Origin of the sequence: Streptomyces lucensis JCM 4490 (genome assembly GCF_014650035.1) — a bacterium.
Lineage (GTDB): Bacteria > Actinomycetota > Actinomycetes > Streptomycetales > Streptomycetaceae > Streptomyces > Streptomyces lucensis.
Genome location: NZ_BMUE01000011.1, coordinates 1 through 18804, shown reverse-complemented (window position 1 = coordinate 18804; position 18804 = coordinate 1). Strand labels below are relative to the sequence as shown.

General features: G+C 70.6%; 17 protein-coding genes. 9 read left to right on the top strand and 8 right to left on the bottom strand.

What is annotated here, in order from left to right:
• Window positions 1-43: 43 nt before the first annotated feature.
• From pstA to pstS, 3 genes are all read right to left on the bottom strand, one after another.
• Entirely contained in the window at window positions 44-1099 is a 1056-nt protein-coding gene (gene pstA / locus IE177_RS23445; protein ID WP_190017376.1) for a phosphate ABC transporter permease PstA, read from the bottom strand.
• Window positions 1096-2103, bottom strand: coding sequence for a phosphate ABC transporter permease subunit PstC (pstC, locus tag IE177_RS23440; protein ID WP_190017375.1), 1008 nt, complete (start codon window positions 2101-2103; stop codon window positions 1096-1098). Before pstC ends, pstA begins: the two co-directional genes overlap by 4 nt.
• A 115-nt stretch (window positions 2104-2218) precedes the next feature.
• Window positions 2219-3346, bottom strand: coding sequence for a phosphate ABC transporter substrate-binding protein PstS (pstS, locus tag IE177_RS23435; RefSeq protein WP_190017374.1), 1128 nt, complete (start codon window positions 3344-3346; stop codon window positions 2219-2221).
• Between the two features lie 347 nt (window positions 3347-3693).
• Here pstS and IE177_RS23430 point away from each other — a divergent pair, with 347 nt between their 5' ends.
• Window positions 3694-5259 carry an FAD-binding oxidoreductase gene (locus tag IE177_RS23430; RefSeq protein WP_190017373.1) on the top strand — a complete coding sequence of 522 codons (1566 nt, stop codon included), beginning with the start codon at window positions 3694-3696 and terminating at the stop codon, window positions 5257-5259.
• Window positions 5260-5412: 153 nt separating this feature from the next.
• On the opposite strand, the gene IE177_RS23425 is transcribed toward IE177_RS23430, so the two are convergent.
• The 3 genes from IE177_RS23425 to IE177_RS23415 all read right to left on the bottom strand — a co-directional run bounded on the left by IE177_RS23425 (window position 5413) and on the right by IE177_RS23415 (window position 8194).
• Window positions 5413-6111, bottom strand: coding sequence for a phosphatase PAP2 family protein (locus tag IE177_RS23425; protein WP_190017372.1), 699 nt, complete (start codon window positions 6109-6111; stop codon window positions 5413-5415).
• Window positions 6112-6341: 230 nt separating this feature from the next.
• Window positions 6342-7343 carry a C40 family peptidase gene (locus tag IE177_RS23420; RefSeq protein WP_190017371.1) on the bottom strand — a complete coding sequence of 334 codons (1002 nt, stop codon included), beginning with the start codon at window positions 7341-7343 and terminating at the stop codon, window positions 6342-6344.
• 92 nt (window positions 7344-7435) lie between these two features.
• On the bottom strand, window positions 7436-8194 hold the full coding sequence (locus IE177_RS23415) for a trypsin-like serine peptidase (RefSeq protein WP_190017370.1): 759 nt from the start codon (window positions 8192-8194) through the stop codon (window positions 7436-7438).
• Between the two features lie 481 nt (window positions 8195-8675).
• Here IE177_RS23415 and IE177_RS23410 point away from each other — a divergent pair, with 481 nt between their 5' ends.
• Window positions 8676-9029: a hypothetical protein gene (locus IE177_RS23410; protein ID WP_190017369.1), complete on the top strand. Its 354-nt coding sequence runs from the start codon at window positions 8676-8678 to the stop codon at window positions 9027-9029.
• Between the two features lie 50 nt (window positions 9030-9079).
• Here IE177_RS23410 and IE177_RS23405 read toward each other — a convergent pair whose 3' ends face one another.
• Window positions 9080-10015, bottom strand: coding sequence for an oxidoreductase (locus IE177_RS23405; RefSeq protein WP_190017368.1), 936 nt, complete (start codon window positions 10013-10015; stop codon window positions 9080-9082).
• A gap of 71 nt (window positions 10016-10086) precedes the next feature.
• Here IE177_RS23405 and IE177_RS23400 point away from each other — a divergent pair, with 71 nt between their 5' ends.
• From IE177_RS23400 to IE177_RS23370, 7 genes are all read left to right on the top strand, one after another.
• The gene (locus IE177_RS23400; protein WP_190017367.1) at window positions 10087-10692 is read left to right on the top strand and encodes a TetR/AcrR family transcriptional regulator; all 606 of its coding nucleotides are present in this window, start codon (window positions 10087-10089) and stop codon (window positions 10690-10692) included.
• A gap of 305 nt (window positions 10693-10997) precedes the next feature.
• The gene (locus IE177_RS23395; protein WP_014673544.1) at window positions 10998-11306 is read left to right on the top strand and encodes a DUF8827 family protein; all 309 of its coding nucleotides are present in this window, start codon (window positions 10998-11000) and stop codon (window positions 11304-11306) included.
• 178 nt (window positions 11307-11484) lie between these two features.
• Window positions 11485-12315, top strand: a complete 831-nt coding sequence (locus IE177_RS23390; protein ID WP_190017366.1) for a DUF8175 domain-containg protein — start codon at window positions 11485-11487, stop codon at window positions 12313-12315.
• A complete protein-coding gene (locus tag IE177_RS23385) occupies window positions 12305-13630 on the top strand; it encodes a hypothetical protein (RefSeq protein ID WP_190017365.1) in 1326 nt (441 codons plus the stop codon). The genes IE177_RS23390 and IE177_RS23385 overlap by 11 nt, the downstream gene beginning before the upstream one ends.
• Window positions 13627-15183, top strand: a complete 1557-nt coding sequence (locus tag IE177_RS23380) for an SCO6880 family protein (protein ID WP_190017364.1) — start codon at window positions 13627-13629, stop codon at window positions 15181-15183. The genes IE177_RS23385 and IE177_RS23380 overlap by 4 nt, the downstream gene beginning before the upstream one ends.
• Window positions 15184-15197: 14 nt before the next feature.
• Entirely contained in the window at window positions 15198-16610 is a 1413-nt protein-coding gene (locus tag IE177_RS23375) for an ATP-binding protein (protein WP_190017363.1), read from the top strand.
• Between the two features lie 10 nt (window positions 16611-16620).
• On the top strand, window positions 16621-18120 hold the full coding sequence (locus IE177_RS23370; RefSeq protein ID WP_190017362.1) for a type IV secretory system conjugative DNA transfer family protein: 1500 nt from the start codon (window positions 16621-16623) through the stop codon (window positions 18118-18120).
• Here IE177_RS23370 and IE177_RS23365 read toward each other — a convergent pair.
• Window positions 18117-18683: a GNAT family N-acetyltransferase gene (locus tag IE177_RS23365; RefSeq protein WP_190017361.1), complete on the bottom strand. Its 567-nt coding sequence runs from the start codon at window positions 18681-18683 to the stop codon at window positions 18117-18119. The two genes, IE177_RS23370 and IE177_RS23365, sit on opposite strands and share 4 nt — an antisense overlap.
• Window positions 18684-18804 lie beyond the last annotated feature (121 nt).

Genomic DNA, 18804 nt, shown 5'->3' with positions numbered 1-18804 from the left:
TCCACTTCCAGGAAAATTCGTGCTCGGTCGCTGTATGGCCGCGTCAGCGACCGGTCTTCGGGGCCTTCCAGCGGGCGATGCCGCGGGCCACGAGGTTGAGGATCATCACGAAGGCGATCAGCGTGAGGGACGCCGCCCACGCACGGTCGAACGCCGCGTCGTTGCCCGCGCTGTACTGCTGGAAGATGTACAGCGGCAGCGACGCCTGCGCGCCCTCGAACGGGTTGTTGTTGATGAACGGGTTGCCGAACACCAGCAGCAGCACCGGCGCGGTCTCACCCGTGATGCGGGCGACGGCGAGCATGATGCCAGTGGTGATCCCGCCGATCGAGGTCGGCAGGACCACCTTCAGGATGGTCCGCCACTTCGGCACACCGAGCGCCAGCGAGGCCTCGCGCAGCTCGTTCGGGACGAGCTTGAGCATCTCCTCCGTGGAGCGGACGACGACCGGCATCATCAGGATGGCCAGGGCCAGCGAACCGGCGAAGCCGAACGGCTGCATGTGGAAGATGAGCATCAGGCTGAGGATGAACAGGCCCGCGACGATCGACGGGATGCCCGTCATGACGTCGACGAAGAAGGTGACGGCCTGCGCCAGCCGCCCTCGCCCGTACTCGACCAGGTAGATCGCGGTGAGCACGCCGATCGGGGCGCCGATGGCGGTGGCGAGGCCCACCTGCTCCAGGCTGCCGATGATCGCGTGGTAGATGCCGCCGCCCGGCTCGGAGTCGGCGACGATCCCCATGGAGTGGGTGAGGAAGTAGACGTCGAGGACCTTCACGCCGCGTGCGACGGTCGTCCAGACCAGGGAGACCAGCGGGACGACGGCGAGCAGGAAGGCGACCCAGACGAGGGAGGTGGCGACCCGGTCCTTGGCCTGCCGGCGGCCCTCCACGCGGGCGGCGATGCCGTAGGTGCCGGCGACGAAGAGCAGCGCGGCGATCAGGCCCCACTGGACCTTGCTGTGCAGGCCGGCGACGAGGCCGAGACCGGCCGCGACGGCGACGGAGCCGGCGGCGATGGCCCACGGGGACCACTTCGGCAGGCTGGCGCCGCGCAGGGTGCTGGGGCGCTTGTCGGTGACGGCTGCGGTGCTCATGCGTTGGCCCCCGAGTACTCCTTGCGGCGGGCGATGATCGCGCGGGCCGCGCCGTTGACCAGCAGGGTGATGACGAACAGGACGAGACCGGAGGCGATCAGCGCGTCCCGGCCCTGGTCGGTGGCCTCACCGAACTTGCTGGCGATGTTCTGGGCGAAGGTGCCGCCGCCCGGGTCGAGCAGGCTGGCCTGGATGTCGTAGCTCGGGGAGAGCACGGTGGCGACCGCCATGGTCTCGCCGAGGGCGCGGCCGAGGCCGAGCATGGACGCGGAGATCACACCGGAGCGGCCGAAGGGCAGGACGGACATGCGGACGACCTCCCAGCGGGTGGCGCCGAGGGCCAGCGCGGCCTCCTCGTGCATCCGCGGGACCTGCCGGAAGACCTCACGGCTGACGTTGGTGATGATCGGCAGGATCATGATCGCCAGCAGGATGCCGACGGTGAGCATGGCGCGGGGGGCGCCGCCGTCCCAGGAGAACAGGCCGGTCCAGCCGAGGTAGTCGTCCAGCCAGCCGTACAGGCCCTGCATGTGCGGGACGAGGACCAGGGCGCCCCACAGGCCGTAGACGATGGACGGCACGGCGGCGAGCAGGTCGATCACGTAGGCGATGGGACCGCTCAGCCGGCGCGGGGCGTAGTGGGTGAGGAACAGCGCGATCGCGACGGCGACGGGCACGGCGATGGCCATGGCGACGATCGAGGAGACGACCGTGCCGAAGGCGAGGACCGCGATGCCGAAGACCGGCGGGGTGAGGTTGGTGTTCCACTCGAAGGTGGTGAGGAAGTTCCCGTGGTCCTTGCTGATCGCGAGGCTGGCGCGGTAGGTGAGGAAGACCGCGATCGCGGCCATGATCACCAGCAGCAGGATGCCGGAGCCGCGGGAGAGGCCGAGGAAGATGCGGTCGCCGGGACGGCTCGCGCCGCGGGCGTCGCGCTTGCGCTCGGTGAGGGCCGGCTGCGGGGCGGGTGGAGGTGCGTCGGTTTGCTTCGTCGATATGTCCATCGGGTTCTCCGGTCTGCGGAGCCGGGTTCCCGGGTGGGGTCACGGCTCATGGCGGCGGTGCACCGGACGGTGCGGCCCGGCCCTGCGGGGCGCCGGGCCGCACTCTCGGATCAGGTCAGCTCAGGCCGTCGATGGTGGTGCGGACCTTCGCGATGATCTCGGCGGGGATCGGGGCGTAGTCGTTCTCCGTCAGGACCTTCTGGCCGTCCTCGCTGGCGATGTAGCGCAGGAAGGCCTTGGTGGCGGGCAGGGTGCCCGCCTTGTTGCCCTTGTCGCAGACGATCTCGTACGTGACCAGGGTGATCGGATAGGCGCCCTCGGCCTTGGTCTTGTAGTCGAGCTGCAGCGCCAGGTCCTTGCCGGTGCCGGCGACCTTGGCGGCCGCGATGTCGGCGGTGGCGGACGCGGTGGAGGGCTTCACCGGGGACTTGGCGCCGGTGTCGATGGAGACGGTGCTGATGTCCTTGGCGTAGGACAGCTCGAAGTAGCCGATCGCGCCCGAGTTCTGCTTGACGCCCTGGGCCACGCCGGCGGAGCCGGACGCCGCCTGGCCGCCCTTGGCCTGCCAGGCCTTGCCGCCGGAGTACTTCCAGTTGTCCGGGGTGGTGGCGATCAGGTACTTGGTGAAGTTGTCCGTGGTGCCGGAGTCCTCGGAGCGGTGGAACGCCTGGATCTTCAGGTCGGGGAGCTTCGCGCCCGGGTTCAGCTTCTTGATCGCGGCGTCGTTCCAGTTGGTGATCTTGCTGTCGAAGATCTTGGCGATCGTCGGGGCGTCCAGGACGAGGTTGTCGACACCCGGGACGTTGTAACCGAGAGCGATCGGGCCGCCGACCATGGGCAGGTCGATGCCCTGGCCGCCGGAGCAGATCTTCTTGGATGCGGTGACCTCTTCGGGCTTCAGCGCGGAGTCCGAACCGGCGAACGCGATCTGGCCCTGGTTGAAGGAGGTGACACCGGCACCGGAGCCGGCGCCCTTGTAGTTGATCTGCACCTTGCAGGCCTGCGAGAACTGCTTGACCCAGGCGTCGATCGCGTTCTTCTGCGCGGAGGAGCCGTCTGCGAGCAGCTGACCCTTGGCGTCGTCGCACTTGATCGAGCTGTTGGCCGCGGCGGAGGAGCCGCCCGACGCCTTGCCGCCGTCGCCGTTGTCGTCCGAGCCGCACGCCGTCAGGGCCAGGGCGCCGGAGACGGCGATCGCACCGAGGGAGAGGGCGCGCAGCCGGTTCTTGCGCTGAAGCTTCACTTTCGGGAGTTCCTTCCAGGAGCCGCCGCTGTCGGCGGCGCGCGAGGTCGTAGAGGTGCGTGAGCGCGCTTCTCAAGGCCGCGCCGGGCACCCGGTAAGGCCGAAATTAGGCAGAACAGGTGAAGCCGCCGATGGCCGGAAGTGAACGAGGGGTGAACCCCTGCCGTCGGCCCGGTGAGGTCACGGAATGCTCACGGGGAGGGCACGTGGAGATACCGGCGACCGGGTCGCGCGGTGCACGCCGGCGTGCTCCTCGCACACGTGTCCACCGTTCCTCACCCGTCCGGGGGAACCCCCCGCCCCGTGGCGTCGTCTCGTTCCAGGAGAGCCGAGGAAAGGCGACGGACATGGAACGGCGTACGTTCATCTCGGGCGGCACGGCCGCCCTGGCGACGACCGCACTGACCGCGTGCGGTGCGGGCGGTGACAACTCCGCCCCGGCGCATACCGGTAAGCCGTCCGGCTCGGCATCCTGGACGACCGTGAAGACCACCAGTGCCAACGCGGCCGCGAACTGGACGGCCCTCGCCCGTGACCTGGACGGCACCCTGCTGCGGCCCGGCGACGCGTCCTGGAAGACGGCCCACCAGCTGTACAACACCCGCTTCGACGGCCTGAAGCCCGCCGCCGTGGCCTACGTCGCGCACGCCGCCGACATCCGCACGACCCTGGCGTACGCCCGCGCGCACGGCATTCGGGTCTCGATACGCAACGGCGGTCACTCCTACGCCGGCTACTCCTCCGGCGACAACCGCCTGATCGTCGACGTGTCCAAGCTGAACCGGATCCGGGTGAGCGGCGGGCAGGCGGTCGTGGGCGCCGGCTCGAAGCTGATCGACGTCTACCGGGCGCTGGCCGCGAAGGGCGTGACGATACCGGCGGGCTCCTGCCCCACCGTCGGCGTCTCCGGCCTCGTGCTCGGCGGCGGCCACGGCGTCGCCTCCCGCGCCTACGGCCTGACCTGCGACAGCCTCACCCAGGCCACCCTCATCACGGCCGACGGCACCCAGGTGACGGCCGACGCGCACCAGCACTCCGACCTGTTCTGGGCGCTGCGCGGCGCCGGCAACGGCAACTTCGGCGTCGTCACCGAGCTGCACTTCAAGACCCACGCGGCACCCCAGGCGGTCACCGCGTACATGACGTGGCCGTGGTCGAAGGCGGCCGCGGTGCTCAAGGCCTGGCAGGAGTGGGGTCCGAGCCAGCCCGACGAGATCTGGTCCTCGCTGCACCTGTCGTGCTCACCGGGCCGCACCCCGGCCGTCTCCGTGGCCTGCTTCTCCCTCGGCACCTACGGCGAGCTGCAGAACGCCGTGGACCGCCTGGCCCACCAGGCCCACGCGAACGCCGCCTCCGTGTCCCTGCGCCGCCACGGCTACGAGGAGGCGATGGAGATCTACGCCGGCTGCTCCTCCTTCTCCACCGACGCCCAGTGCCATCTGCCCGGCTCGACTCCGGGCCGCTCCCCGCAGGGCAGGCTGGGCCGCGAGACCTACGCCGCCCGCTCCGACTTCTTCGACCGCTCGCTGTCCGCGGCGGGCATCCAAACCGTGCTGAAGCAGATCGCGTCGGTGCGGGGCGGGGCGGGCAGCATCGCGTTCACGGCACTCGGCGGCGCGGTCAACCGGGTCTCGCCGACCGCGACGGCGTTCGTCCACCGCCGCTCGCGAATGCTGGCCCAGTACATCGCCTCCTGGGGCGCGGGAGCCTCCGGCGGTACGGCACAGTCGTGGCTGACGGCCGCGCACGGGGCCATGAAGCCGTACGCGTCCGGCGCGGCGTACCAGAACTACACGGATCCGACGCTCAAGAACTGGCGCACGGCCTACTACGGCGACGCGGCGACCCGCCTGACGAAGGTGAAGAAGCAGTACGACCCGTCACGCTTCTTCTCCTACGCCCAGGGGGTGTGAGCGGCGGCCGCGGGCACGCGCACCGCCTGAGCCGCGGGCAGTCGCACCGCCCCAGCCGCGGGCGTGCCGCTGGGGCGGCACGGGTGGGCGCAGCGGCATCCCCGCAGGCGCGGGCAGACCGAACCCACCCCGCCCAGCCGCACCCCGCATCGGCTACGCCGCGAGATCCCGCTCCTCCGACTCGACCGGCTGACGGGCGCCGGGCAGCACGGCACTGCTCCCCGCCGCCGGCCGGCGCCGCACGATCCACCCGGCCCGCGCCGACCGCTCCACCGCCCGCATCAGCGGCGTGAGCAGCGCGGTGGCCGGCGGCGACAGGAGCAGCACGACCGCCGTGCCCAGCGCGAAGCCGCCGATGACGTCCGTCGGGTAGTGCACGCCCATGTAGACCCGGCAGAAGCCCTCCAGCAGGGCCAGCCCGATGCCGGCGATGCCGAAGCGGCGGTTGGCGACGAAGAGCCCCACCCCGAGCGCCATCGTGATGGTCGCGTGGTCGCTGACGAAGGAGTAGTCGGTCTTGCCGGAGACCAGGACGTCCAGGTTCCGGTGGTCGACGAAGGGGCGGGGGCGCTCGACGAAGCCGCGGATCGGCACGTTGACCAGGACCGCGAGGCCGGCCGCGAGCGGGGCCCATACCAGCGCGGCCACCGAGGGGGCCGCGCTCTCGCCGCCCCGGCGCCGCACGGTCGACCAGCACCACAGGACCAGCAGCACCATCGCGAGCAGCAGGCCGTACTCGCCCACGAACTCCATGACGCGGTCGAACCAGTGCGGGGCGTCCTTGGCCAGGCCGTTGATGTCGTAGAGCAGGTCGACGTCGGGGTTCGATCCGGATTCGGCGAGTACAGCCATGGTGCTGCGGCCCCTTCGTCGTCTTTCCGGACGCACCGGGTGTGCGTCGCTCCTGCCCCCCGTGGTTCGTAGATCCGCTTCCGCTGCACTGCCCGCACTGACGTCCGCTCGGCTACGTCAACAGGAACGCACACCCACCCTTGATACGTTCCACTCTCCACTGAATGATCACGCAGACGTTATCGAAGAGAGATACGTCTCCGCAGCTCAGGGGCCCGGTTCACGCTTGGTCACACTTTCGTGGGGAGCGCTTTTGCGCCATCTTCGGTGACCCGGGTGGCCCCGAAGTAGTCCGGTGTGTCGACCGGGTCGAACCGGATGACGGCGCCCGACCGGGGCGCGTCGATCATGTAACCGCCGCCGACGTAGATGCCCACGTGCCGGATGGCCCGCGAGTCGGTGAGGTCGTCGGAGAAGAAGACGAGGTCGCCGGGGAGCAACTGGTCCCGCGAGGGGTGCGGCCCCGCGTTGTACTGGTCGTTGGCGACCCGGGGCAGGGTGATGCCGACCTTCTCGTAAGCGGCCTTGGTCAGACCCGAGCAGTCGAAGCGCCCACCCTGGTCGGCGGTGCCGTCGCCGCCCCACAGGTAGGGCGTGCCGAGCTTGCTCTGCGCGAAGGCGATGGCACCGGCGGCCTGCCGCGTGGGATCGATCCGCTTGACCGGGGCGGCGAAGCTCTTCTCCAGGCTGCGGATCCGCTTCACATAGCCCTGCGTCTCGCTGATGGCGGGGACGCCGCCCGCCCGGATGACGCGGTAGGCGCCCGCGTTGTAGGCGGCGAGCATGTTGTCGGAGACGTTGCCCGGCACGTCCTTCACGTACTTCGCGAGTTCGCAGTCGTACGACGCGGCGGATGGGATCGCGTCAGCCGGGTCCCAGATGTCGCGCTTGCCGTCACCGTTGCCGTCGATGCCGTGCGTCGCCCAGGTGCCGGGGATGAACTGGGCGATGCCGCGTGCGTCGGCCGGGCTGACGACGGTCGGGTTCCAGCCGCTCTCCTGGTACAGCTGGGCGGCGAGCAGCGCCGGGCTGAGCGCCGGGCACAGGTTGCCCCACTCCTGCACGAGCCGCTTGTAGGCGGCCGGCACGGCTCCCTTGGCGAGACCGCGGCTGCCGGTGGTCACCCCGTTGACGAGGTTCCCGGCGACGACGTACACCCCGACGACGAGCAGCATGACGAAGCCCATGCCGAGCCCGACGGCCGCCCCACCGATCACCCATACCTTCCGCACGGTTCAACTTTCCCCCACGCGGGCGTCGTTCAAGGCCATTTGGACGTGAAGTGGCGCCATTTCACAGGTGAACCGGCGGAAGTGACGCTTCCTCAGGCCCCGCTCGCCGCACCGCGGTACAGCCGTTCCGCCTCGCTCCCCAGGACCACGCTGTACGACACGTCGTCGGTGGAGCCGCCCTTCTCGTGGCCGCCGAGGACGCCGACGACCTGGCCGTCGCCGTTGACCCAGGGGCTGCCGCTGGTGCCGGCGGTGAAGTCGGGGCAGGCGATGCGCTGCTGAGTGTTGCTGTAGCGGGTCGGCTTCGCGGTGCACCTTATGGGCACCTCGCGGGAGTCCGGGTAGCCGGTGACGGTCACCGCGGTGGCCCCGGTGGCGACCCCGGGCGTGAACCGGTTGCCCCCGACCACGTCCTCGATCCGCCTGCCGTCGCGCTCGTCGACGGCGGCGAAGGCGACGTCGCTGTCCTCGTCCCACCCGTCGGGCAGGACGGTGCGCGTCACCTTCCACACCCCGAACGGCGCCCGCCCCTCCCGGTAGCCCGGCACGAAGACCAGGTCGCCGGCGACACCGTCCACGCAGTGCGCGGCGGTGACGACGAGGTCGCGCCGCGGGCTGTGCACCACCGAGGCGGTGCAGAAGTGCCCGCCTGCCAGGTCGTCCGCACGGTCCGCGTGGAACAGCGCGCCGACCCGCGCGCTCTGCCGCGAGGCGACCGCGTCGGCGGTGACCCCGAGGGGCCCCGGCCCGTCGTCGGCGGCGGCCACGGACGCCGAGGTGAGGGCGAGCAGCACCACGGCGCCCAGCAGGGCGGGACGCGAGGCCGGCCGGTGGCGTGAGTCGCGCTTCATCAGAGCCTCGCTTCCTCCGCGCAACGTTCCCGCGGCCCCTGGGCCTCGACGCTCACCGGACGCGCTCACGGGTGCGGCGGTCGGGGTCCCGCGATCACGATCGGCTTCGGGCTCACCGTAGTGGGCCGCCCGGCCCACCGCCTCCACGCCACGAGCCGCACACACCTGCGAAACGTTCCCGAGCCGTTGCCCCGGCTTCACGGCCCCACCTCCCACACCCCGTGTCGCACTGGGCCGTCCGGGTGACGGTCCACCACAACGGCTTCCCGCCACCCGGGGCTACGACTCCTCCCGCCCCCCAACACGGCAGCGGCCGTCCGTCAAGTCCCGAATTGCAGTGTCATGACGTGACGCACGGGCCCGGGGCCTACTGGATACATCGCAGCAAGCGAGATCAGGCGGCCCGACCGAGAGGCCCCTGAAGGGACGCGGCCGCCCGGCGGTCGTCCCCAGCCGTATTGAGCAACGAAGGAGAACCGTCATGGCTCGCATCGCCCAGACTTCCCGCATCCAGCGTCTCGCCCTGCTCGGCGCCACGGCCGGCCTCGCCGCAGGCGGCGCGCTGCTGCCGACCAGCGCGTTCGCCGCCCCCGCGACCTCGCACACCGGCTCCGCCGCGGTCGTCGCCCATCACCACGGCGACCGCCACGGCGACGAGCGCGGCAATCACCACCGGCGAACGAGCTCCAGGGAGACGACGACCGAGACGTCCGTGGAGTTCGGCCCGGACGGGCGCGTCACGAAGATCACCAAGAAGGTCACGACCAAGGAGACCCGGTCCAGGAAGGGCGACAAGAACGTGAACGCGCTGGTCCAGGGCAATGCGGGCCAGTGAGGCGGGGCCGGTCGGCAGGGGCCCGGCCGCCGCGGCGCCGCGAGGTCACGTCAAGGCCGGCCGGCCTCGGCCTGCGCGAGCCCCCACGTCACCCCGGTCAGCTCCTCCGACAGCGTCCACAGCCGCCGCGCAGCCTCGGGATCGCTCGCCGCCGCACTGCGGCCGACCAGCGCCGGTGCGCCCCGCATCTCGCCGAGGCCGTCGGGGCCGACGTAGGAGGCGCCGGGGAGGTCCTGGGTCGCCGCGTACAGCGTCGGCAGGGCGCCGCCCTTGTCGTCCTGGGCGAGGAACCGGTTGCCGAGGGTCATGAAGGCGCGGGCGAAGGGGTTCGCGGCGTGGCTCTGGAGGTTGGTGGCCGCGTAGCCAGGGTGGGCCGCCAGCGCGCGCACGGGGGAGCCGGCCTCGGTCAGCCGGCGCTGGAGGTCCAGCGTGAACAGCAGGTTGGCCAGCTTGGACTGGGCGTAGGCGCGGGTCGGGGAGTAGCGCCCGGTCAGGTTCACGTCGGCGAAGTCGATCACTCCGTCGCCGGCCCGGTGCAGGCCGGAGGAGACGGTCACCACCCGGTCCGTGATGTGCGGCAGGAGCAGGTTGGTGAGCGCGAAGTGCCCGAGGTGGTTGGTGCCGAACTGCATCTCGAAGCCCTGCGCGGTGCGCTGCTCGGGCAGCATCATCACGCCCGCGTTGTTGACCAGCACGTCCAGCGGGCGGTCCCAGCCGGCGGCGAACTCGCGCACCGAGTCCAGGTCCGCGAGGTCGAGGCGGCGCACCTCGGTACTGCCGTCCACCCTCGCCGCGGCGGCGCCGCCCCGCGCGAGGTCCCGTACGGCGAACACCACGTGCGCCCCGGCCCCGGCCAGGGCCCCGGCGGTGACGAGACCGAGGCCGCTGTTGGCGCCCGTGATCACGGCCGTACGGCCGGTCAGGTCGGGGAGGTGGGTCGCGTTCCACTTGCCGCGCCTGCCGCGCGGTCCGCTCGTAGCAGCCATGACGCCAATGTAGGCATCGCCAACAATGCTGTCAATGACAACAATGCTGGCGTCGACAACATCGGGATACGATGACGCGCATGTCCACGAGCCGCCCCTACCACCACGGAGACCTGCGAGCGGAACTGCTCAGGAGCGCCGAGCGCACTCTGCGCGAGAAGGGGGCCGGTGCCCTCTCGCTGCGCGAACTGGCCCGTGACATCGGCGTGAGCCACGCCGCCCCGGGCCGGCACTTCAAGGACAAGCAGTCCCTGCTCGACGCCCTGGCGCTCGACGGATACGAGCGGATGAACCAGTCCCTGGCCGCGGCCGGCCTCCGCGCCGGCCAGTCCTTCGAGGAGCGGATGACCGCCCTCGCCCGCGCCTACCTCGGCTTCGCCGTCGACAACCCCGAACTCCTGGAGCTGATGTTCGCGCGCAAGCACGATCCCGAGAGCTCCGCGCAGCTCGCCGGCGCCGTGGACCGGTCCCTCGGCTCCATAACCCGGCTGATCGCGGACGCCCAGGACCAGGGCGAGATCGTCCAGGGCGACCCCGAACGCATCACCACGGTCGCCGCCGCGAGCCTGCACGGCCTCGCCGCACTCATCGCCGGCTGCGCCCTGGACGCGGACGAGGTCCTGGCCGGCCTGGACGAACACGTCCACCTGCTGCTCCACGGCCTCAAGCCCCGCTGACCCCCGGGCGGCCACCGGAACCCGTGAGAACATCGTCTCGGCGCCTCACCCGACCAGTCGTCAGAAACCGGGCGAAGCCGTGAAGATGGCCAACGACGGGACCGCACCCCGGGTTTCGGGCCGTCTTCGTTGCCCGGCGTGACCTCGCGTGATACACAGAGTGACCGTACGCGCCATTCGTACGAAACCCGCCAGCCAATGACGTCAAGTCGACATACGTTGGCGACGTTGTCGGCGACAATGAGGAGTGACCTCTGCACACCGCAGGGGCACTCGCGGAACTACCCACCAGGGGCGGTGACTACATGCTCTTTGCGGCCGACAAGGGAGACATCAACACCATCATCGGCGGGATCGCTCCGGACTGGGGCCCCTTCGGCAGCCTGGGCAACGAAGCCAAGGTGATGATCGAGGTGGTCATGGCCGTGGCCATCCTCCTCTGCCTCGGCATCGCGGTATGGGGCGCGGCCAAGCAACGGATCGGCGCGACCGCCCTGCGCGACACCTTCAGCGCGGAACAGGGCAAGGGCCTCATCATCGCCGGTCTCACCGGCGTCTTCATCATCGGCTCCCTCGGCACACTGTTCACCATCGTGTACGGCATGGCGGTCTGACGACCTCTCCGCTCGCCTTCGCACCCGGGCGCGCCCGGCTGTCCCCTCCACCCCACCCACCCGTCGTGCCCACCGGCTGAGGTTGCGTTTCCCTGATGTCGAGTCACCACACCGCGCCCGCGCGGGAACCAGCACGGCTACCGTCGTATGTCTACGAGGTGGAGGGGGCGTACACGGCATGAGTCCCGGAGACGAGCAGGGCTACACCGGCTACGACGACACGGGCCACACCCGCACCCGCCTGCCCGAGAACGACCCCTACGGTGGCGCCCCACGCCGAGGCGGCCGCCGCTCCTCCTCCCGGAGCCTGGTGACCGTCGTCGGCGTCGTCGTCCTGCTCATCGCCGCCATCGCCTTCGCGAACCGCGGCGACGAGTCGTCCGCCGACGGCTCGGCGGACAAGGGGGACCGGCCGAAGGCGGCGACGACCGCGGCGAGCGGGACGAAGCCGGTGGAGACGAAGACGGGCACGATCCCTTCAGGCTTCGCCCACACGGAACAGGGAGCGCAGAGCGCGGCGGCGAACTACGCGGTGGCGCTGGGGTCGGCCGAGATGTTCAACAAGGCCGGGCGCGACTCCATCCTGCAGGCCGTCATCACCCCCTCCGGGATCTCCGACTCCGAAGCGGCCTTCGATAAGGCCTACACGGCGGCCTTCAACAAAAGCCTCGGCCTGAATGACGACGGCTCGGCCCCAAAGGGCTACACGTTCGTCTCACGAACGAGCCCCATCGGTACCAAAGTCACAGCAGCCACAAGCGACGCTGCCACGGTCGAGGTCTGGTGCAGCGGCATCCTCGGTCTCGCAGGCGACAAGTCCACCAACCCGGTCACCAACAGCTGGTTCACCATCACCATGAAATTGGAGTGGGCCGCCAACGACTGGAAGATCATTACGCACTCGCAGAAGGAAGGCCCGGCGCCCGTTCCCGGCGACGACAGGGCCGCTGGCGCCGATGAGATGTCGAAGGCAGTCAACGAGTACGGAGGGTTCACTTATGCCCGCTAATCGACGCGTACTCGGCCTGGCCGCAGCCGTCACGGCCACTCAGACCACCGCGGTCCTCATGGCCACGCGTGCGTTCGCGGCCCCGACCCCGAAGCCCGCCAAAAGCAACGACCCCTGTGACCTGATCCACGGCGCCGCACGGGACTTCTGCGAAAAGGACAACGGCTCTTCCGGCGGCGGCTCCTCCGGCGTCTCCCCCGACTCCCCCCTCTCCGACACCCTCGACCCCCTCGGCTCCCTCGCCAAGGGCTGTGCCGACGCCGCCTCCTGGACCATCACCAAGCTCAGTGACGCCGTGAAGGACACCGCGAACGTCGACTTCACCAACACGAAGTTCCTGCAGCAGTACGCCATCGTGTTCGCCGCGTCGACGGTCCTCACCCTGCTGCTGTGGCTGCTGGCCGTGGCCAAGCGAGCCGTGCGCGGCGTGCCCCTCACCACCGCCATCTCCGAAGCCATCGGCTTCCTGTGGCTCACCGTGCTGGCCTCCGCCTTCACCCCGCTGATCCTCTACACGGTCGTGTCGGCCACGGACGGCGTCACCGACGTCCTCGCGAAGGCCACCGGCGACCAGACGAACACGTTCTTCGGCACCTTCTCCGGCGCCCTCGGCAAGGGCAACGACATCGGCGGCGGACCGATCATGCTGATCGTCGTCTCCCTGGTCAGCATCCTCGCCGCCGGGATCCTCTGGCTGGAGCTGGTCATCCGCGCCGCCCTGCTCTACGTCGGCGCCCTCCTCGGCACCGTCGTCTACGCCGGACTGGTCGACAAGAACCTGTGGGGACACGTCCGCCGCTGGGCCGGCATCATGATCGCCGTCATCCTGGTCAAGCCGGTCATCGTGATAGTCCTCGGACTCGCCGGAGCACTCTCCGGCGACAGCGGCCCCGACGCCTTCTCCGCCGTCGTCTCCGGCCTCGCCATCATCCTGCTCGCCATCTTCGCCAGCGCGATGATCTACCGCTTCGTCCCCGGTTTCGGCGACGAACTCGCCGGCTCCCGCAGCAACCGCATCATGCAGGGCGCCGAAGGCAAGGCCGCCGCCGTCATCAGCTCCCCCGCCACCCTCGTCGCCCAGGGCATCAAGACCCACAGCACCCGCGCCGACAGCAACGCGGGAGGCCAGAGCGGCAGCGCACCCCGCCCGGCCAACCCCGCCACCGGCGGCGTCGCCGCCCACAGCAGCCGTACCCCCACCGGGACCGGCGGAGCCGTCCCGTCCGCCGCTCCCGCGCCCCGCGCGGCCAGCACGGTCAACACCCCGCACGCCAGCAACGCCCGTAACAACCGCTCGGGAGGTGAAGGGCGTTGACGACCGAGTCCCACCTGTCCCATCCGGTCACGCCCCGCCGCACGTATCTGATCGGCCGCGCCAGGCCGAACGCGATCGTCGGCCGGAACCGCGAGTCCGGCGAGATCGCGCTGATCATCGCCGGCGCGTTCCTCGGCATGATGTGCGGCCTCCTCGTCCCGGTCCTGTCACTGCGGATCGTGCTGCTGATGGGCTTCCCGCTGCTCGCGCTCGCCGCGGTCTACGTGCCCTACAAGCGCCGCACCTTCTACAAGTGGTTCGAGATCAACCGCAGCTACAAGCGCACCGTCAAGCGAGGCGCCGTCTACCGGTCGAACGTCATGGAGGCGGGCACCCGTCTCGACGGCCGGGAGATCGAGATCGGCCCGCCCCCGGGCATCGGACGGATCACCTGGCTCGCCGCTCCCTTCGGGCCCGACGAGATCGCCGTACTGCTGCACGCCGACCGCAAGACCGTCACCGCCGCCATCGAGATCGAGGGCCCCGGCGTCGGCCTGCGCGACTCCGAGGACCAGGAGGCCCTGGTCGACCGCTTCGGCACGCTGCTCAAGCACGTCGCCAACGGGGACGGCTTCGTCACCCGGCTGCAGATGCTCGCCCGCACCCTGCCCGCCGACCCGGACGCCCACGCCAAGGACGTCGTCCTGCGCGGCGACACCCGCTCCCCCGACTGGCTGCGCAGCTCGTACGACCAGCTGCAGTCCATGGTGTCCACCAGCAGCGAGCAGCACCGCGCCTACCTCGTCGCCTGCATGCACTTCAACCGCGAACTGGCCGCCGAGGCGAACGCCATGGCCCGTGCCGTGCGCGCCCAGGGTGGCAAGGTCGACCGGGACGCCGGGCTCGCCGTCGTCATGGCCCGCGAGCTGACCGACATCTGCTCACGGCTGCAGGAGGCCGACATCCGCGTACGGCAGCCGCTCGGGCAGGGCCGGCTGTCCTCGCTGATCCACTCCATGTACGACCCGGACCACCCCATCGACCACATCCAGGCCATGACCAGGCGCAACGCCTGGCCCGCCGAGCTCGACGCCATGGAGCCCACCTACCTCCAGGCCAAGACCCGGGAGTCCACCACCCGCGCCCCCTGGTGCCACGCGACGGCCTGGGTGAAGGAGTGGCCCATGACCCCGGTCGGCGTCAACTTCCTGGCGCCCCTCCTCGTCCACACCCCGGACGTCATCCGGACGGTCGCCGTGACGATGGACCTCGAGCCCACCGAGGTGGCCATCGAACGCATGCTGACCGAGAAGACCAACGACGAGGCCGAGGCGTCCCGCGCCGCCAAGATGAACCGGACGGTGGACCCCCGGGACATCGCCGCGCACAACCGCCTCGATCAGCGGGGCGAGGATCTCGCCAGCGGCGCGGCGGGCGTCAACCTGGTCGGCTACATCACCGTCTCCTCCCGCTCCCCGGAGGCACTCGCCCGCGACAAGCGCACGATAAGGGCCTCCGCCGGCAAGTCGTACCTCAAGCTGGAGTGGTGCGACCGAGAGCACCACCGCGCCTTCGTGAACACACTTCCCTTCGCCACCGGCATCCGAAGGTAGGGGCTGATTCACCGATGCGGGATCCGCTGTCCGTCCTCACCGACGCCTTCACCTCCTTCCTCTTCGGGAAGGTCGAGACGACCCGGCTTCCCGTGCGTACCTCCACGGGCCAGGCCCAGGCCGTCTACCTGCCCACCGCCGCGCCCGGCCTCGGCGACTCCGGCGTCATCATCGGCCGGGAGGTGTACTCCGGGAAGGGCTACATCTACGACCCCTTCCAGCTGTACGGCCAGCAGTTGCCGGCCCCGCACTGGCTCGTCCTCGGCGAGTCCGGCAACGGCAAGTCGGCGCTGGAGAAGACGTACGTCCTGCGCCAGCTGCGCTTCAGGGACCGCCAGGTGGTCGTCCTGGACGCCCAGGGCGAGGACGGCGTCGGCGAATGGAACCTGATCGCGCAGGAGCTGGGGATCACGCCGATCCGGCTGGACCCGACGGCCGCCCTGAACCACGGGATCCGGCTCAACCCGCTGGACCCGTCGATCACGACGACCGGCCAGCTGGCGCTGCTCCGCACGATCATCGAGGTGGCGATGGGCCACGGCCTGGACGAACGCTCCGGCTTCGCCCTGAAGGTCGCCCACTCCTTCGTCAACGAGAGCATCGTCGACCGCCAGCCGGTCCTGTCCGACATCGTCGAGCAGCTACGGCACCCCGAGCCGGAGTCGGCGGAGGCCATGAACGTCGCCATAGACGACGTACGGGCCTGGGGACTCGACGTCGCGCTGGTGCTGGACCGGCTGGTCGACGGTGACCTGCGCGGCATGTTCGACGGCCCGACGACCGTCGGCATCGACCTGGACGCGCCGCTGATCGTCTTCGACCTGTCCCACATCGACCGCAACTCCATCGCCATGCCCATCCTCATGGCGATCGTCGGCGTGTGGCTGGAGCACACCTGGATCCGCCCCGACCGCAAGAAGCGCATCTTCCTGGTCGAAGAGGCCTGGCACATCATCAACAGCCCGTTCGTGGCGCAGCTGTTCCAGCGGCTGCTGAAGTTCGGGCGCCGGTTGGGCCTGTCCTTCGTGGCGGTCGTCCACCACCTGTCCGACGTGGTCGACGGGGCGGCGGCGAAGGAGGCGGCGGCGATCCTGAAGATGGCGTCGACCAGAACCATCTACGCCCAGAAGGCCGACGAGGCACGGGCCACCGGCCGGGTGCTGGGCCTGCCCAGGTGGGCGGTGGAGATCATCCCGACCCTGACGCCGGGCATCGCGGTCTGGGACGTCAACGGCAACGTGCAGGTGGTCAAACACCTGATCACGGAGACGGAACGCCCACTGGTCTTCACGGACCGCGCGATGACCGAGTCCTCCGCCGACCTCACGGCCGACGACGCACTGCGCGCCGCCGAACTGGAGGCCGAGCAGCGCGCCGCGGCTTTCGTGGAGCAGCACCTGGGCGACTCGGAATCGACGGTGGCGTAGGGGGGACAGCGTGAGACCGGACGCCCACGATCGCCGTGAGGGCCGGCGGGAGGCCCAGGGCGGCATCCCCGACGGCCTTCTGATCGGCATACTCGCGTTCCTCCTCGGCATGACCGTGATGGTGTGGACGGCCACGGGTCTCGCGGCCCTCTTCGCCCACGGCGCCTGGCCCGACGGCCTCACGTTCACCCGCACCCCGCCCGCCATGCGCCATCTCGTCGGCCGGCCGCACGACATCGCCGGCGCCTGGCCGGACACCCCCGCGCCCCAGCTCTCCGGCTGGGGCCTGTTCTGGGGCCTGTTCATCGGCCAGCTGATGGTCCTCCTGGTCCTCACCGTGTTCGTCATGGGCACGGTGGCGCGATGGAGGGCCGGGAAGGCCGCGCGACGGACGGAGAAGGCCCCGGTCGCGGAGCGCCCGCGTCCGGCACCGGTGCGACAGCACGAGGTGCACGAGGTACCCGGGCAGCGCACGGAACCGGCCCCGCAGCCGGTGGAGCACATGCAGAGGGAGATGGCGACGGCGGACCCCGTGGCCGCCCAGCCGGTCGGTGGACAGACGGCGGTCTGGGGGAGCGACCGCGCCGCGTGCGCCGTGCACTACGCCCCGCCCGCGGTCCGCCACGCGACCGCGGTCCAGGCCGTCCAGGACGCCCAGGGTCCCGCCCTCGTCGTCACCTCGAACCCCGCCCTCTGGCAGGACACGAAGGACGCCCGGGCCAAACTGGGCCCCACGCTCCTCTACGACCCCACGCACCTCTGCGACACCCCCGGCCGCCTCCACTGGTCGCCCATCAGCGGCTGCGAGGACAGGCAGACGGCCCTGCACAGGGCCACCGCCCTGCTGAGCCCCGTGCAGCCGACGGCCAGGATCGACCAGGCGGTCGCCGACACGGCCACAACGCTCCTGCGGAGCTACCTCCACGCCGCCGCGCTGGAGAACCGGACCATCCGCCACGTCCAGCGCTGGTCCCAGGGCACACAGGTCCAGGACGCCGTACGCACCCTGCGCACCCATGCCAAGGCAGCCCCCGGCGCCGCCGGCGAACTCGAGGCAGCCCTCACCGCACACCCCGAACGCCGGGAAGTGGCCCAGGAACTGACCGGCCGTGCGCTGTCCGCCCTGTCCACGGTCAACATCCGCGAAGCCTGCACTCCAAACCGAACTGATGCCCTTGCCTTGGATTCCTTCGTCCACGAAGGGGGCACGCTTTATGTGGTAGGTGAATCCATCGAGGACCCCAGGACGAGCCCCGGCGCGATGCCGCTCCTGACGGCCCTCGTCTCCAGCGTGGTCGAGCGCGGCCGGCGCATGGCCGAACGGTCATCCTCCGGTCGGCTCGACCCACCACTCGTCCTGGTCCTGGACGACGTCGCGGCCGTCGCGCCGTTCCCGGAGCTGCCGACGCTCCTCACCGGCGGAGCCGAGCAGGGCCTGCCGGCGCTCGCCCTGCTCCGCTCCCGTGAGCAGGCCCGGTCCCGCTGGCCCCACCAGGAACTCCCGGTCTAGAGCGGCCGCTCCAGGACGAACTCCAGCTCCGACTCGGCCTCGTCCTTCGAGAACGCCACGGCCACCCCGCTCGGCGCGAAGCCCACCTTGCGGTAGGCACCCTGCGCCCGCGTGTTGTCCGCGTGCACGAAGAGCCGGATCCGCTCGGCACCCTGCTGCCACGCCCAGGTCACACCCGCGTCGAAAAGGGTCTTGATCAGCCCGTTCCCGCGGTGCTCGGGCCGCACGAAGACGCCCACCACGTGCCCCTGCCGTCGTTCCACCGGGTAACCGGCCCAGTCCTCCGAGCCCGCCTCCTCGATGAGCACGGTGACGCTGCCGGCCCAGGTGCCGTCCGGTGTCTCAGCGATGATCTGCCGAGCCGACTCCGACCTCTCCCCCGAACCGATCGCACGCTCCTGCCAGAACGCGTCCGGCTTGGCCGCGGCGTCCTCGTACGTCTCCAGGAAGGCAAGGTGCGCCACCGGGTCCCGCAGCGCGTCGAGGCGCAGCCGCTTCACCGCGGTCCAGTCGTCGGGGCGTATGGCGCGGACGATGTAGTCGTCGCTGGTCGGGGTAGTCATGCGGCCACGGTAGCCGCCCCTGCCACGGCGCTCACCCCGATATCCGGGACCTCGACGTTTCCGGACCCTGAACGCAGAAAACCCCCGCATCAGATGATGCGGGGGTTTTCCCAATATTTGT